13 protein-coding genes are annotated in these 14518 nt (G+C 68.2%); 3 read left to right on the forward strand and 10 right to left on the reverse strand.

Features of this window, described 5'->3' with window-relative positions:
* Positions 1 to 31: 31 nt before the first annotated feature.
* The 7 genes from AB0J62_RS30750 to ald form a co-directional block, all read right to left on the reverse strand.
* Positions 32 to 766 carry a pseudouridine synthase gene (locus AB0J62_RS30750; protein ID WP_363878329.1) on the reverse strand — a complete coding sequence of 245 codons (735 nt, stop codon included), beginning with the start codon at positions 764 to 766 and terminating at the stop codon, positions 32 to 34.
* Positions 756 to 2645 carry an SMC-Scp complex subunit ScpB gene (gene scpB / locus AB0J62_RS30755; RefSeq protein WP_363878331.1) on the reverse strand — a complete coding sequence of 630 codons (1890 nt, stop codon included), beginning with the start codon at positions 2643 to 2645 and terminating at the stop codon, positions 756 to 758. Before scpB ends, AB0J62_RS30750 begins: the two co-directional genes overlap by 11 nt.
* Complete coding sequence (locus AB0J62_RS30760; RefSeq protein WP_363878400.1) at positions 2642 to 3583, reverse strand: segregation/condensation protein A; 942 nt, start codon at positions 3581 to 3583, stop codon at positions 2642 to 2644. Before AB0J62_RS30760 ends, scpB begins: the two co-directional genes overlap by 4 nt.
* A 50-nt stretch (positions 3584 to 3633) precedes the next feature.
* Positions 3634 to 4023, reverse strand: a complete 390-nt coding sequence (locus AB0J62_RS30765) for a hypothetical protein (protein ID WP_350861269.1) — start codon at positions 4021 to 4023, stop codon at positions 3634 to 3636.
* Entirely contained in the window at positions 4008 to 5075 is a 1068-nt protein-coding gene (locus AB0J62_RS30770) for a ParA family protein (RefSeq protein ID WP_238160730.1), read from the reverse strand. The genes AB0J62_RS30765 and AB0J62_RS30770 overlap by 16 nt, the downstream gene beginning before the upstream one ends.
* Positions 5076 to 5269: 194 nt before the next feature.
* Positions 5270 to 6184: a site-specific tyrosine recombinase XerD gene (gene xerD, locus AB0J62_RS30775; RefSeq protein ID WP_363878334.1), complete on the reverse strand. Its 915-nt coding sequence runs from the start codon at positions 6182 to 6184 to the stop codon at positions 5270 to 5272.
* 26 nt (positions 6185 to 6210) lie between these two features.
* On the reverse strand, positions 6211 to 7326 hold the full coding sequence (gene ald, locus AB0J62_RS30780; protein ID WP_363878336.1) for an alanine dehydrogenase: 1116 nt from the start codon (positions 7324 to 7326) through the stop codon (positions 6211 to 6213).
* A 389-nt stretch (positions 7327 to 7715) separates the two neighbouring features.
* On the opposite strand from ald, the gene AB0J62_RS30785 reads away from it, so the two are divergent.
* Both AB0J62_RS30785 and AB0J62_RS30790 read left to right on the forward strand, forming a co-directional pair.
* The gene (locus AB0J62_RS30785; RefSeq protein WP_363878338.1) at positions 7716 to 8546 is read left to right on the forward strand and encodes an LLM class F420-dependent oxidoreductase; all 831 of its coding nucleotides are present in this window, start codon (positions 7716 to 7718) and stop codon (positions 8544 to 8546) included.
* A gap of 80 nt (positions 8547 to 8626) precedes the next feature.
* The gene (locus tag AB0J62_RS30790) at positions 8627 to 9322 is read left to right on the forward strand and encodes a hypothetical protein (protein ID WP_363878340.1); all 696 of its coding nucleotides are present in this window, start codon (positions 8627 to 8629) and stop codon (positions 9320 to 9322) included.
* Positions 9323 to 9363: 41 nt separating this feature from the next.
* On the opposite strand, the gene AB0J62_RS30795 is transcribed toward AB0J62_RS30790, so the two are convergent.
* Entirely contained in the window at positions 9364 to 9768 is a 405-nt protein-coding gene (locus AB0J62_RS30795) for a cupin domain-containing protein (RefSeq protein WP_363878342.1), read from the reverse strand.
* 27 nt (positions 9769 to 9795) lie between these two features.
* Here AB0J62_RS30795 and AB0J62_RS30800 point away from each other — a divergent pair, with 27 nt between their 5' ends.
* Positions 9796 to 10386: a hypothetical protein gene (locus AB0J62_RS30800; protein WP_363878344.1), complete on the forward strand. Its 591-nt coding sequence runs from the start codon at positions 9796 to 9798 to the stop codon at positions 10384 to 10386.
* Positions 10387 to 10402: 16 nt separating this feature from the next.
* Here AB0J62_RS30800 and AB0J62_RS30805 read toward each other — a convergent pair whose 3' ends face one another.
* Positions 10403 to 11128, reverse strand: a complete 726-nt coding sequence (locus AB0J62_RS30805; protein ID WP_363878346.1) for a peptidylprolyl isomerase — start codon at positions 11126 to 11128, stop codon at positions 10403 to 10405.
* 13 nt (positions 11129 to 11141) lie between these two features.
* Positions 11142 to 14510 (reverse strand): GH92 family glycosyl hydrolase, encoded by a 3369-nt coding sequence (locus tag AB0J62_RS30810; RefSeq protein WP_363878348.1) that lies wholly within the window; start codon positions 14508 to 14510, stop codon positions 11142 to 11144.
* Between the last annotated feature and the right edge of the window lie 8 nt (positions 14511 to 14518).

Consider the following 14518-nt stretch of genomic DNA (forward strand, 5'->3'; position numbering starts at 1 on the left):
CTCCCCTGGTCGGAAGGTCCCAGTCTGTGGGCTACAGGTCGACGAGGTCGAGGAGTTGGCCCAGTTCTTTCTGGTTGAGGTCGCGGAGCTCGCCGGTGTGGAGGTTGCCGCGGCGGACCGGACCGATGGCGGTGCGGGTGAGGCGCTTGACCGGGTGGCCGACCGCGTCGAACATGCGGCGGACGATGCGGTTGCGGCCCTCGTGCAGGCTCATCTCGACGAGCGTGCGGCCGGGGACGGTGGAGACGATCTTCACCGTGTCCGCGCGGGCCGGGCCGTCGTCGAGCTCGATGCCGTCGAGGAGGTTCCGCAGTACGCCGGGTTTGACGTTGCCGTCGACCTCCGCGACGTACGTCTTGGAGACCTCGTACGACGGGTGCGCGAGGCGGTGCGCGAATTCGCCGTGGTTGGTGAGCAGCAGGAGCCCTTCGGTGTCGGTGTCGAGCCGGCCGATGTGGAAGAGGCGCTCGGGACGATCCTGCACGTAGTCGGTGATGCAGGGGCGCCCTTGCGGATCGGACATCGTGCTGACGACACCGCGCGGCTTGTTGAAGACGAGGTAGACGTTCGCACTCACCGGCGGGATCCGCTCGCCGTCGACCCGGATGACCGCGGACTCCGGATCCACCCGAACCCCGAACTCCGTCACCACCTGCCCGTCAACCTCGACCCGCCCCTCCTCAATCAAAAGCTCAGCATTCCGCCGGGAAGCCACGCCAGCCCGAGCCAGAACCTTCTGCAACCGGACCCCGCCCTCATCCCCCATCCCGCACACCCTCCCCGAACCGCACAGCTCCACCCGACGAGCTCACATCCCTCGCCCGCCCGTCATCCCCCACGTCGCCGTACGCCGTTTCCTCTGCGGGCACATCGGTTTCCGTGTCCTCGCGGTACCCGTCGGCATCCGCCACCTCAACCTCGCCGACCTCCGTAGAGCCGAAGGACAAGTCCTCCGCAGCAACCAAGCCGTCCGACTCGGCCTCCCCAGGGTCCTCGTCCGACTCGGGATCTTCGGCCTGCTCGCGGTCCTCCGCGTCCTCGCGGTCCTCGCGGTCCTCCGCGTCCTCGCGGTCCTCGCGGTCCTCCGCGTCCTCGTCCGACGCCACATCCGGCGCGTCGCCGGACTCGGCGTAGGCTGCCGGCTCGATCTCCTCCGAGCCGGCAGCGTCTGCGTTCTCCGACCCGACGTACTCAACGTCGACGGCGCGCTCCTCCGTCCCGGCGTACTCTGCGTCTGTCTCCTCCGCATCCTGCGCGGGGGCGGCGTGCTCCGCGTCCTCGCGGTCCTCCGCGTCCTCGCGGTCCTGCAGGTGATCCGGCGTCGCGTCCGACTGGGTGGACTCCGGGTCAGCCTCCTGCGGGTCGGCCGCCTCCGCGTCTGTCACGGTCTCGGCGGGCTCCGTCGCCTCTGCGGGCTGCGTGGACTCGTCGGAGTGCGTCGTCTCGTCGGGCGCGGTGTCGTCTGCCGAGCTTGGGGCGGGTGGGAGGGTTTGGGCGGCGAGCTCCTCCTCGATGTCGTCCATGTCGGGGAGGTAGGGGGCCAGCTCCGGCAGGTCGTCCAGGGACTGCATGCCCATGCGTTCCAGGAAGTAGCTGGTGGTCCGGTAGAGGGTGGCTTGGGATTCTGTGTCGGCGCCGGCTTCCTCGACCAGACCGCGGGCTACCAGCGTCCGCATTACGCCGTCGACGTTCACCCCGCGGATGGCGGACACGCGGGCCCGGCTGACCGGTTGCTTGTACGCGACCACCGAAAGCGTCTCCAGCGCGGCCTGCGTGAGCCGGGCCTGTTGGCCGTCGAGCACGAAGCGTTCGACGTACGGCGCTGCCTCGGCGCGCGTGTAGTACCGCCAGCCCCCGCCGACCTCGCGCAGGTCGAACCCACGCCCCTGATCGGTGTACTCCCCCGCCAACGCCTGCAGCGCATCCGCCACGTCCCCGGTCGGCCGCCCGACCGCACGCGCCAACGTGAGCACCGGCAACGGCTCATCCGTCACCATCAGGATCGCCTCGAGCGCCCGCCGCATCGTGTCGTCATCAACAACAACCTCATCCCCCACCGGCACCTCAGTCTGCCCCGGCGGCAGATGCTCCTCATCCTCCCCCAGCCCCCCGCCCCCACCAGCCAGCTCATCCGCGGCAGGCTGCTGGTCCGCACCAGCCAACTCGTCCCCGGCAGGCTGCTCGCCCCCGGCAGCCAGCTCATCCCCACCAACCAGCTCATCCCCACCAGGCTGCTGGTCCGCACCAGCCAACTCGTCCCCGGCAGCCAGCTCGCCCCCCGCAGGCTGCTCGCCCCCGGCAGCGAGCTCATCCCCGGCAGCCAGCCCGTCCCCACCAGCCAGCTCGTCCCGCGCAGGCTGCTCGTCCGCACCAGCCAGCTCATCCCCGGCAGGCTGCTCGGCCCCGGCAGGCTGCTCGTCGGCACCAGGCTGCTCGGCCGCGGTGGCTTCCTCCTGGGCGGAGTGGCCTGTAGCGGCCTGCTCGTCCGAGGCGGCCTCGGTGTCTGCGTGCTCGTCGGCGGTGTCGTCTACTACGGACGGCTGCTCCAGCTCAATTTCTTCCTGCGCGTTGGCGTCGAGAGGAGTGCGCGCGGCGTCCTCCTCGACGCCGGCGGGGGTCTCGGGGGTGTTGGTCTGGTCGGTCACTGGTTTGCCGTCTCGTCGGGTTCTGGGGCGGGGTCGATGTCGGATTCGTCGGTGGCGCTGGCACCGGGTTCGAGGAAGTCGGTGTCCTCGGCAACTACCGGCGCTTCGCCTTCCTCGTCGGACGGTTTGGCTTCCTCGTCGAACTCGTCGCTGACGTCGATCTCGCCCTCGTCCGTACCCGTCCACCGGATCGTGAGCTCACCCAACGGCGTCACCTGATCGAACGACACCGCAGCCTCACGGAACAACTCCAGCAACGCCAAAAACCGGCACACAGTGGTCACCGTGTCCGGCGAGTCGGACACCAACGCACGGAACGTCGTACTGCGCTGCCGCCGCAACCGATCCACGATCACGATGGCCTGTTCGCGCACCGTGACGGCCGGCGCGTGCAGGTGAGCGAGCGAAACCCCTTCAGGTACGTCGTTCTTAGGCGCCATCGCCCGTGCCGCGAGCGCAGCCAATCCGGCCGGATCGATCCCGAGCAGCACCTCGGGCAGCAACTCCGCGAACCGGGGCTCGACGCCGACCGCCCGCGGGAACCGCCGCGACTCGGCCGCCATCCGCTCCTGCACCAGCGCCGCGATCTGCTTGAACGCCCGGTACTGCAACAGCCGCGCGAACAACAGATCCCGCGCCTCGAGCAGCGCGAGATCCTCGTCGTCCTCGACCTCGCCCTTCGGCAGCAACCGCGCCGCCTTCAGGTCGAGCAGCGTGGCCGCGATCAGCAGGAACTCCGACGTCTGGTCCAGATCCCACTCCGACCCCAGCGCCTTGATGTGCGCGATGAAGTCGTCGGTGATCACCGACAGCGCGATCTCGGTGATGTCGAGCTTGTGCTTCGAGATCAGCTGCAGCAGCAGGTCGAACGGCCCCTCGAAGTTCACCAGGTGAACGCTGAACCCCTTGCCCTCGGCAACAGCCGGTTCATCCCCCAAGTTGCCCGAGTCGGCCGAGAGGTCCAGCGGTAACGAGTCCGAGGACACGGTCACTCCGTGCCCTTGAGCTCCGCGGCCCGGTCCTCGGACGCGCGAAGCCGCCGTACCAGTACCGAGTCCGGCCCGTGGTCGACGAAGTCGGCCAGCAGGACATCGATCGCCTCGCGGACGATCCGGCCGCGGTCGGCGGTCAGGCCGTGCTCCGCACGCAACGCAAGTCTGGTCTGTTCCAAGCCGAGCAGCTCCTCCTCCGTCACGTACACGGTGATCTTCGTGTCGTGGCGGATCCGACCACTCGACTTCCGGTCGTCGACGACCGTCGTACGGGACCGTACGGTGGACGGTCCGTCAGTGGTGGTGCGCTTCTCGGGTCTGGTCTGCTTCGGTGCCGCACCCCCGAAGAGTTCACTGGCACCTGGCAGGCTCACCCGGCGGGACAACGCGCGAGCACCTCCTTGGCAAGGTCGCGGTACTGCGTAGCCGCTTGGGACGAGGGGGCGTACGTCGTGATCGGTTCGCCGACGACCGTGGTCTCGGGGAACTTGACTGTACGCCGGATGACGGTGTGGAAGACGCGTTCGTCGAAGGCCTGGACCACCCGGTCGAGGACCTCCCGGGCGTGCGTCGTACGCCCGTCGAACATGGTGCCGAGGATCCCGACGATCTCGAGCTTCGGGTTCAGCCGGTCCTGCACCTTGGCGATCGTGTCGGTCAGCATGGCCAGGCCGCGGAGCGCAAAGAACTCACACTCCAGCGGTACCACGATGCCGTTCGACGCGGTCAGCGCGTTCACCGTGAGCAGACCGAGCGACGGGGCGCAGTCGATCAGGATCACGTCGTAGTTCGGGATGATCGGGTCGAGCACCCGCTGCAGGGTGTACTCACGGGCGACCTCCTGGACCAGCTGCACCTCGGCCGCGGACAGGTCGATGTTGGCCGGCAGCAGGTCGAGGTTCTCCACCCGGGTCGGCTGGATCACCTCGTCGGGCGTGATGTCGCGCTGCATCAGCAGGTTGTAGACCGACAGCTCGAGGTCGTGCGGCTGCACGCCGAGGCCGATCGAGGCGGACCCCTGCGGGTCGAAGTCGATCAGCAGCACCTTGCGACCGGTCTCGGCGATCGCCGCACCGAGGTTGATCGTGGTCGTCGTCTTGCCGACGCCGCCCTTCTGGTTGCACATCGCGATCACCTGCGCCGGACCGGTCTTGGCGGGTGGCTGCGGCACCGGCAGGTCCGGCAGCGGCCGGCCGGTCGGCCCGATCTTGTGACGCGGGCCGTTCGGGTCGTTCACGGGTGCAAGGTCCTCCGCGGTGAGCTTGGCCGTCGGCTTCGGCATCTCCGCATAGTTGTCGGGCAGCGCCCGGGGCGTCGTCACCGGGCGGGGTGGCGTGCTGAACGGCTGGGCCGGCTCCGGGGTCGGTTGGTGCCCCGGGAGACGGCCCGAAAGGTGGTCTGTCACGTGCTCGGTGCCCGGGAATGTCGACTCGTTCATGACTCGTCAAACCTTTCAACCGATACGGGCGATCCCAGCGACTGTAAGCGTGCATTCAAGCACTCTCAACCAGCCACTCCGCACCGGGGTGGGGCTGTTTGTCGACAAAGCTCCGAACCTGGCCGATCACCCACTCCGAGTTACCAGCCGTGAGCAGATGATCGCACACCGTTTCCAGCGTCCGGCCACCGGGGTCAGGACGACAGCGCTCGCGGGTGGGACGTCGCGTAGACCTCACGGAGCTTGTCGACCGTCACAAGCGTGTAGACCTGGGTCGTCGTCACGGACGCATGTCCGAGCAGCTCCTGGACCACGCGTACGTCGGCCCCGCCGTCCAGCAGGTGGGTCGCGTAGGAGTGACGCAGCGTATGCGGGGAGATCTCTTTCGAGATGCCGGCCCGCTGCGCCGCACGACGCAGTACCGTCCAAGCGCTCTGCCGTGACAGGCGGCCGCCGCGGGCGTTCAGGAAGAGCGCATGGGTGCCGCGTCCGCGCGACACCAGGTCAGGGCGACCGCGGACCTGGTACGCCGACAATGCGTCGCGGGCGTATGACCCGACGGGCACCACCCGCTCTTTGCTGCCCTTACCGCGCAGCAGCACCGCACCGGCGTCCAGGTCGATGTCGTCGACGTCGAGGCCGACGGCCTCGGAGATGCGCGCTCCGGTGCCGTACAGGAACTCCAGCAGTGCAGCGTCCCGGGTGGCGAGTACGGCGGGCTCGGCCTCGGCTCCAGCGGCCGCTGTGAGGATCCGGGTCACCTCGTCGACAGACAGTGCCTTCGGCAGCCGCTGCGGCGGTGCAGGCGGCTTCACGGCCGCCGCAGGGTCCACAGCGGCCAGCCCCTCGCGTACGCAGAACTTATGGAACCCGCGGACCGCCACAACCGTCCGCCCGGCACTGGAAGCGGTCAGCGGTGGATGGTCCGCGTCACCTTCGCGCAGCCGCATCAGGAAGTCGCCGACGACGGCCTCCGTGATCCGGCCGAGGTCGTCGATCCCGACGGAGGCGAGGTAACCGTCGTACCGGCGCAGGTCACGCCGGTACGACGCCAGAGTGTTGGCGGCCAGGCCGCGCTCCACCGTGAGGTGGTCCAGGTAGGTGCCCACTGCTCTGCTGATACCCGAAGTGGTGCTCAGACCAGCACCTCGTCGAGCTTCAGCTGGGACAGGTCGTGCGCCTCGGCGACCGGGCCGTAGGTGACGTGACCGTCGAACGTGTTCAGGCCGAGCGCCAGGCTGTGGTCGGACTTCAACGCCTCCCGCCAGCCCAGGTTGGCCAGCTCGATCGCGTACGGCAGCGTCACGTTGGTGAGCGCGTACGTCGACGTGTTCGGCACCGCACCGGGCATGTTCGCGACGCAGTAGAACAGCGAGTTGTGCACCCGGTACACAGGGTCGGCGTGCGTGGTCGGACGCGAGTCCTCGAAGCAGCCGCCCTGGTCGATCGCGATGTCGACGAGCACGCTGCCCGGCTTCATCCGGCGGACCATGTCGTTGGTGACCAGCTTCGGCGCCTTCGCACCGACCACCAGCACCGCGCCGATGACCAGGTCGGCCTCGAGCACCGCGCGCTCGATCTCGTACGCGTTCGAGGCGATCGTCAGCAGGTGGCCCTGGTAGATCTGGTCGGCCTGACGCAGCCGAGCGATGTTGCGGTCGAACAGCTGCACCTGCGCCTGCATACCGAGCGCGATCGCGGCCGCGTTCATCCCGGAGACACCCGCACCGAGGATGACCACGCGGGCCGGGTGTACGCCGGACACGCCGCCGAGCAGCACGCCGCGGCCGCCGCCCTGCGCCATCAGGTGGTAAGCACCGGACTGCGGCGCGAGCCGGCCGGCCACCTCGCTCATCGGCGCCAGCAGCGGCAGAGTGCCGTCCGGAAGCTGCACGGTCTCGTAGGCGATACCGGTGATGCCGGACTTGAGCATCGCGTCGGTCGTCTCCTGGCTGGCGGCAAGGTGCAGGTACGTGAACAGCACCTGGTCCCTGCGCATCCGGTGGTACTCCTCCGCCACCGGCTCTTTCACCTTGAGCACCAGCTCCGCGTCCTTCCAGACGTCGTCCGCCGTCGGCACGATCCGCGCCCCGGCCGCGACGAACTCCTCGTCCGGGATCAGCGAACCGTTGCCCGCCCCCTGCTCGATCAGCACCTCGTGCCCGCTGCGCACGAACTCGTGCACCCCGGACGGGGTGATCGCCACCCGGTACTCGTGGTTCTTGACTTCCTTCGGTACTCCGACCTTCACAACTTGCCCTTCTTTCACGTTCCAGGTGTGCGGCTCACGTCGTTGTGTCCGCAGGCCCGGCGGTTGAGGGGTGTGCTGCCAGGTCGCTGCCGAGTGTAAGCCCGTGCGGTTCATACCACCCGACGGGATGGTCTGATCTTGACACGACCTTTCGCAGAAGATGACGCGACGGAGAACGAAGTGATACCTGGCTACGGCCGGTGAGCTTCCCCACACGGAGCGATCACCCGGCCTCGTCCCAGCTCCTCGAAGGCCTCTTCAGACCTCGGCTGACCTCGGCTGACATGGCAACGATCATTGACGGCCATTCGTTGGCGTCAGAGATGCTTGGAACGGAGCCCGTCCGCCCCGGGTTGCACGCTGAGGTTGATCGACGAGAGGAGTACGGCGTGGCAGTCGAACTGGGACGGTACGGGGTCTGGCACGGACCCCAGCACTTCGGCCCGGAGCTGGCGGCGGGGCTGGAGCAGGTGGGGTACGGCACGCTGTGGCTGGGCGCCTCGCCCGACACCGGCCTGCGCGACGCCGAGGTGTTGCTCGCCGCAACGACTTCGGTTGCTGTCGGCACCAGCATTGTGAACATGTGGAAGTCGCCGGCGGCCGACGTCGCCGCGTCGTACCACCGGCTCGAGGACGAGCACCCGGCACGGTTCCTGCTCGGCGTCGGGATCGGTCACCGCGAGCGCAACGACGACTACCGGTCGCCGTACGAGACGATCGTCAGCTACCTCGACGAGCTCGACGACGCGAAGGTGCCGGCCGACCGGCGGGCGCTGGCCGCGCTGGGGCCGAAGGTGCTGCACGTCGCGGGCACCCGGACCGCCGGCGCGCTGCCGTACCTGACGACGCCGGAGCACACGAAGGAAGCTCGGCGGATCCTCGGGGGTGGGGTGCTGCTCGCGCCGGAGCAGATGATCGTGCTGGAGACCGATCCGGAGGTCGCCCGGGCGACGGCGCGGGACCGGCTCGCGTCGTACCTGCAGCTGTCGAACTACACCTCGAGCTTCAAGCGGCTCGGGTTCACCGACGACGACCTCGCCGACGGCGGCAGCGACCGGCTCGTCGACGCGATGGTCCTGCACGGCTCGGCGGTCGAGGTCGCGGAGGGGCTGAAGACGCATCTGGACGCGGGCGCGGACCATGTCGCGATCCAGCAGCTCGGGCGGGAAGGGATCGACCTGCTGCCCGGATACGAGGCGCTGGCAACTGTGCTCGTGTAGAGCTTGATTCCGCCCGGGATCGAGGGAACATCAGCAGTAGGTGCACCACATGGCGCGGTGCACGTTGGAGGTGTTTCCCCATGACTGAGCGACACGAGTTGCGATGGGGCGGCTTCGCCGGACTGGCCTTCGTCGTCCTGGCAATGCTGGGCAGGTTCCTGCCCGGTAATCCTCCGACGGTCGGTGATTCTGACAGCACGGTTTCAGGCTGGCTCACCGACCACCGGACCACGATCCTGTTCAGCTCGCTGATGTGGGCCGCCGCGGCCGGACTGGTCATCTGGTTCGCGTCGGCCTTCGCCGAGGCGATCCGCGAGCGCGCCGAGCGCAGCGACGTACACCTTGCGTTGCTGGCGGGATCCGTGCTCGTCGGTAGCGCGATCTTCGTGAGCGCCGCACTGATGGCCGCGACCGCGTTCGAGATCGGCGGGCGGGACCCGGCGATCACGATGATGCTGTACGACCTGAGCGCGGTGATGACGACGATGATCGGCTTCGCCGCCGCGCTGCCGCTGGCGGCTGCCGGGATCGGCGTGATGCGCACCCACGTGATGCCGAACTGGCTCGGGTACCTCGCCCTGCTGGCCGCTGTCGTGTCGTTCGCCGGGGCTTTCGGCGTGTTCGCGAGCAGTGGCACGTGGGTTGCGGGCGGGTTCCTGATGACCACTGTCCCGTTGTTGCTGACGGCCATCTGGATCGTCTGCGCGGGCGGTTTCATGGTCCGCGAGCACCTGCCGGAGCTGAGCACCGGGGAGGCCGCCGTACCGCAGATGTAGCCATGATCGGTGCCCCTGGCAACAGTTGCCAGGGGCATCGGCTACCGCATCGTGAAGTCGGCGAAGTCGAAGCCCGGTGACACGACGCAGGACACCAGCACGGCCTCGTCACCGGCGGGCCGCGCCGCCTGCCACGCGCCTGGCGGGATCACCACCTGCGGCTGCTGCCCCGCTCGTACGTCGGGTCCGAGCACGACCGACTGATCGCCGTACTCCAACGTCAGCGGCCCGCCCGAGTGCCACAGCCAGATCTCCGCCGACCGCACCCGGTGCGGCCGAGACTCCTCCCCCGGCGCCAGCAGGAAGTAGATCGCGGTAGCGCTGGCCCGCGCCCCGTCGTACCCGTCCGGCTCGAACTCGATGCCGGACCGCCACGTCTCCTTGTACCACCCACCCTCCGGATGCCGCTCCATCCCCAGCAACGCCGCCAACTCCGGCTTCTCCATGAACCGATTCTGCGGCAGAGTGCGGTCATGCTGCCTTCCGAATACCACCGCAGGCTTCCGTACGGCGAGCGGATGTCGCCCGAGCCGTTGGTCGGGCATCCGTTCTTCCCGTTCGAGGGGGATGTGCAGGTTGTGCCGTTGGCTGAGCCGGTGCTGCCCGCGCCGCCGCGGGCCGGTGAGGCTGGTGGGAAGCCCTGCCCGAAGTGTGCGGATCCGGACGGATTTGTGACCTGGCGGGACGATCAGTGGTCGTTGAAGGCGTTCGGTCCTACCGGGTTGCCGTTCGTCGCGATGCTGGAGCCGCAGGAGCACTATCGGCTCGACAACCTGCCGGTGGAGTTGACGGCGACGCTCGGGCCGATGATCCAGCGGGTCGCGAAGGCGATCCAGGGGATCGACAGCGTCGCGCGGACGCACTTCAACCGGTGGGGCGACGGCAGCGAGCACTTCCACCTGTGGTTCATGGCGCGGCCGCTCGGGATGATGCAGCTCCGCGGCGCGATGATCGCTGCCTGGGACGACGTGCTGCCGAAGATCCCCGAGGACGAGTTCGCCGCCAACGCCCGGCAGGTCGCCGCCGCCCTCGCGGAGGACGGCGGCGAAGCTGTCGGTCGCTGACTACGAGCTCAGCTGATTACCAGCTGCCCAGCGAGCGGGCGACGAGGATGTCGGTCTTGCGGGCGGGCGCTCCGTCCACGCCGGTCGGATCGTCCGGCGTCGGCGTGATCCCGCCGGCCGCGACCCGGTCGAGCGTGGCCAGGCCCAGACGGTCCACCCAGCCGAAGATGGTGTAGTTCGGGCGCAGCCGCGAGTCCGCGAAGACCAGGAAGAACTGCGACCCGTTGGTGTCCGGTCCGGCGTTCGCCATCGCGACCGTGCCCCGCGCGTACACCTTGCTGACGCCTGTGGGATCGGTCGGCCAGTTCGGCAGGCCGGTCGGCAACTCGTCCTTGTACGAGTAGCCCGGCCCGCCCTCACCCGTGCCACTCGGGTCACCGCATTGCAGGACCTTCAGTGTCGGGTAGAGCGTGAGCCGGTGACAGGTGGTGAAGTCGTAGAACCGGCTCTTCGCCAGGTGCAAGAAGCTCTGCACCGTGCACGGCGCCTTCGCCCGGTCCAGCGAGAGCAGCATCGGCCCTTGATTGGTCGCTACGAGGACCTTGACGATCCCCTTGTTCGGTGTCGGCGTCGGATCCGGCGGCAGCGACACAGGGCGGGCCGGCGGATCGTCCGGAGTCGCCATGTAGCCGCACGGGCCGTTCGTGGTCCCCGGCGTACCGGCTGCGTCGGCTGGTGCGGTGGCGACCAGCATGCCGGCCACCGCCAGCACGGCGCACGCGATCACGCTTGTCTTCCTCATGAACAGTCCCTCCCTAGCCTGCTGCCACGGTGAAGAGCCGCAAGTCACGGTTCTCCGGCAGCGTGATGCTCACGGGCGTCTGGGTCAAGGTCACAGGCGCGGTGGCGAAGATGTGCGTGGTGACGTTGTCCTTCCCGCCGCCGGATTCGTTGCGGTACGGCGTGGTCGCGACGATGAGGTTGCCGTAGTGGAGCGTGTCGCCGCCACCACCCAGGGTCCAGTCACTGAAGGAGAGGTCGATCGGCGACGTACTGCCGTCGGCGTAGTTCAGCGTCGCCGTCGTCTGCTGGTTGCCGTTGACAGCGCTCCCGATGAACGACAGCTTCGTCGTACCCGCAGGCAGGTTCAGGTTGAGCAGCTGACCGTCGGCGGGCACGTTGTCAGGGTCGCCGGCCGGTACGTCGGGCCACGTGAAGGTGAGGCCTTGCACCGTTCCGGTACCACCCGGTGTGAGACCGGCGACCGCGAGCGCCTGGCGGGAGTAGCTGACGCCACCGCCGTCGTAGTCCGCCTCGGTGTGGTCTCCGTTGTCGTCGGAGATGCCCACGCCTTCCCGCAGTACGAAGAACGAGTTCGGTTGACCGACGACCACCGTGAAACCGACCTGTGGCAACGCAGTGCCGTCCGCGGCCTTCATCGACACCGTGACCGGGTAGCGGCCGTCCGGCGTCGTAGCTGCAGCAGTGATCGTCACCGACGCACTACCGACCTTGTCAACGTGGAAGGTGCCAGTAGTGGGTGTCGCAGTGAGACCAGCAGGTGCGTTGATCGTGTAGGTGACGTCTTGTGCGGTCCCACTCAGTCGGTGAGCCTGAACAGCGATCGGCGCGCTGGTGGTGCCTGGTGCAACGACGACCCGGCTCGTGTCCGTGGACGTTTGGAATGGGATCTCACCGGTCCGCCACGACGGCGGTGCGTCCTTGGCTGCGGACCCCCACGACGTGTTGGCCGTAGCACCCAGCTTGAAGTCCAGCGTCCCACCCTGCTGGACGAACGACTCCGGCAGCCACGGTTTGGTCGACGACTTCCCATTGACCTTCAACGACTGCACGTACTGCGCGTCTGCGCCCGGAGCGTTGATCCGGATCGTCCGGCTGCCCCGGTGGATCACTGCTCGCGAGAACAGCGGCGCGGCGACCTGAAGCTCCGCACGGCTCGGCACGTCCGGGTAGAGCCCCAGCGCGGTCCACACGTACCAGGACGACATCGCACCGAGGTCATCATTGCCGGGAATCCCGCCGGTGCTGGTGTTCCACAGCTGGTTCATTGCCTGCCGCAACGTCTCCTGCGTCTGGTACGGCCGGCCGGTGTAGTTGTAGATCCACGGGGTGTTGATGGACGGCTCGTTGTCCATCTCGGCGTGCAGCTCGCCCGCACCGGTCAGCGCCCACGTCCCGTCCGGGTTCTTGAAGAACGCGTCCAGCCGCTGGTTCGTCGCGTCCACACCGCCGATCGCGTCGACCAGACCGGCCCGGTTGTGCGGGATCATCCAGGTGTACTGCGCACTGCTGCCCTCGGCGAACCCGTCGTACGTCGACGGCGTGAACGCCGGCCAGGCACCGTTGTCGTCGCGGTTCTGCACGTAGCCGCCGTTGTCCGGGTTGAACACGTTCTGCCAGTACTGCGACCTGCTCAGGAACTGCTGGTACGTCGCCTTGTCGCCGGTGCGCTGTGCCAGCTGAGCCAACGCGAAGTCGTCCGTCACGTCCTCGAGCGTCTCGACCGCACCGCCCCACGCATTGGACTTGGTCGGGACATAGTGCAGTGCGAGGTAGGTGTCGAGCGACGGCCGCTGTCCGATCGTCATGACCGGCTTACCGGCGGAACTGAGGTCCTTGGCGGTCGGTACGGTCGCCGCCTTCACCAGCGAGCGCAATGCGCCACGAGCATCGAAGTTCGTACCACCGAACGCATAGATGCCGGCCACTGCAGGCGCTGACGGGTCGCCCGTCATCACCGACGTACTGCCGGACGCATGGGTCCAGCGGTCCCAGATGCCGTCGTTCTGCGTGGCCTGGTTGAGCAAGGATTGCGCGATGTCCCCGGCACGGTCCGGATCGAGCAATGTAACTAGTTGCAGCTGCGACCTGTAGACGTCCCACCCCGAGAACGTCGCGTACTGCGCTACCTGTCCGCGCACCACAGAATGCGGCTTCTGGTCGAAGCCCCAGTACTGGTGATTGACATCGCTGAACACGTTCGGGTGCAGCGACGCGTGGTACAGCGCGCTGTAGAAGGTCGTGCGCTGGTCCGTCGTACCGCCGGTGATCTCGATCCGGTCGAGCTGCTTCCGCCAGGCCTGCTTGGCTTTCGCGGCGTTCATCGCGACCGACGTACCGCGCGGGTTCTCGGCGCGAAGGTTCGCCAGCGCGTTGGCAGTGCTCACGTAGGAGATGCCGATCCGCATCGTGACCTTGTCGCTGTCGAAGCCGACATAACCACCGGACCCCTTGTTCGGCGGCATCCAGCCATCCGTGCCGTACGTCGTACCGCCGCTTGCCTGGGTGCTCCCTGGCGTGACCGTGGTGTCGGTCCAGGTGCCCTGGTTCTTGAAGGGCTGGTCGAACTCTGCGACGAAGTGCAGCGTGTAGTAGCTGCGCTGCCCGACGCTGGCCAGGTAGCCGCAGAAGTTGCCGCTCGTCACCGATCCGCTGACCGTGCGGTGCGCCGGGTCGATGCTGACCTGTGCGTCGCTCGAGCCGACCTCCGAGTTCGACGTACGGAACATCAGCGTCTTGGCTTTGTCGGCCGGGAAGGTGAACGCCGCCGAACCGGTCCGCGTCGTTGCGGCCAACTCGGCCGTCACGCCGGAGTCGAGTCCGACCTTGTAGTACCCCGGCTTGGCGACCTCGTTCGCGTGGCTGAAGGTCGACGCGTAGGTCTCGTCCTTCGCATCGCTCTGCGGCGAGCTCGTCACCTCACCCGCCAACGGGAAGATCGGGATATCCCCCGAACCGCCCGCACACCCGGTCCCGCTCATATGCGTGAGACTGAAGCCGCGGATCTTGCTCGCGCTGTACAGATACCCACCGGGCGCGGCGGTCCGGTACGCGTTCCCACGGCTCGTCTCCGGGCTGAACGAGAACATCCCGAACGGCAGGACGGCACCGGGGAAGACGTTCCCGGCATTCGACGTACCGATCAACGGATCGACCTGCTCGGTCGGATCGAGAGAGCTCGTGGTGACGCGGCTGCTGCCCACCGACTCCGGCGCCCGCAGTCCTGCGACCGCAGGATCAGGGGGTGTCGCGGTAGTCGGTCGACCTGTCGGGCCGGCCGGCGACGGCGGACTCGGCGCGGCCTGCGCCGTCGCGGTCAGCGCCAGGGCGGCAGTGAGCGTGGTGACAAGCAAAGCGGCAGTACTGCGCCGGGCGGTGCGCATGGGGTTCC

Source organism: Kribbella sp. NPDC049584, from assembly GCF_040675555.1.
Classification (GTDB): Bacteria; Actinomycetota; Actinomycetes; order Propionibacteriales; family Kribbellaceae; genus Kribbella.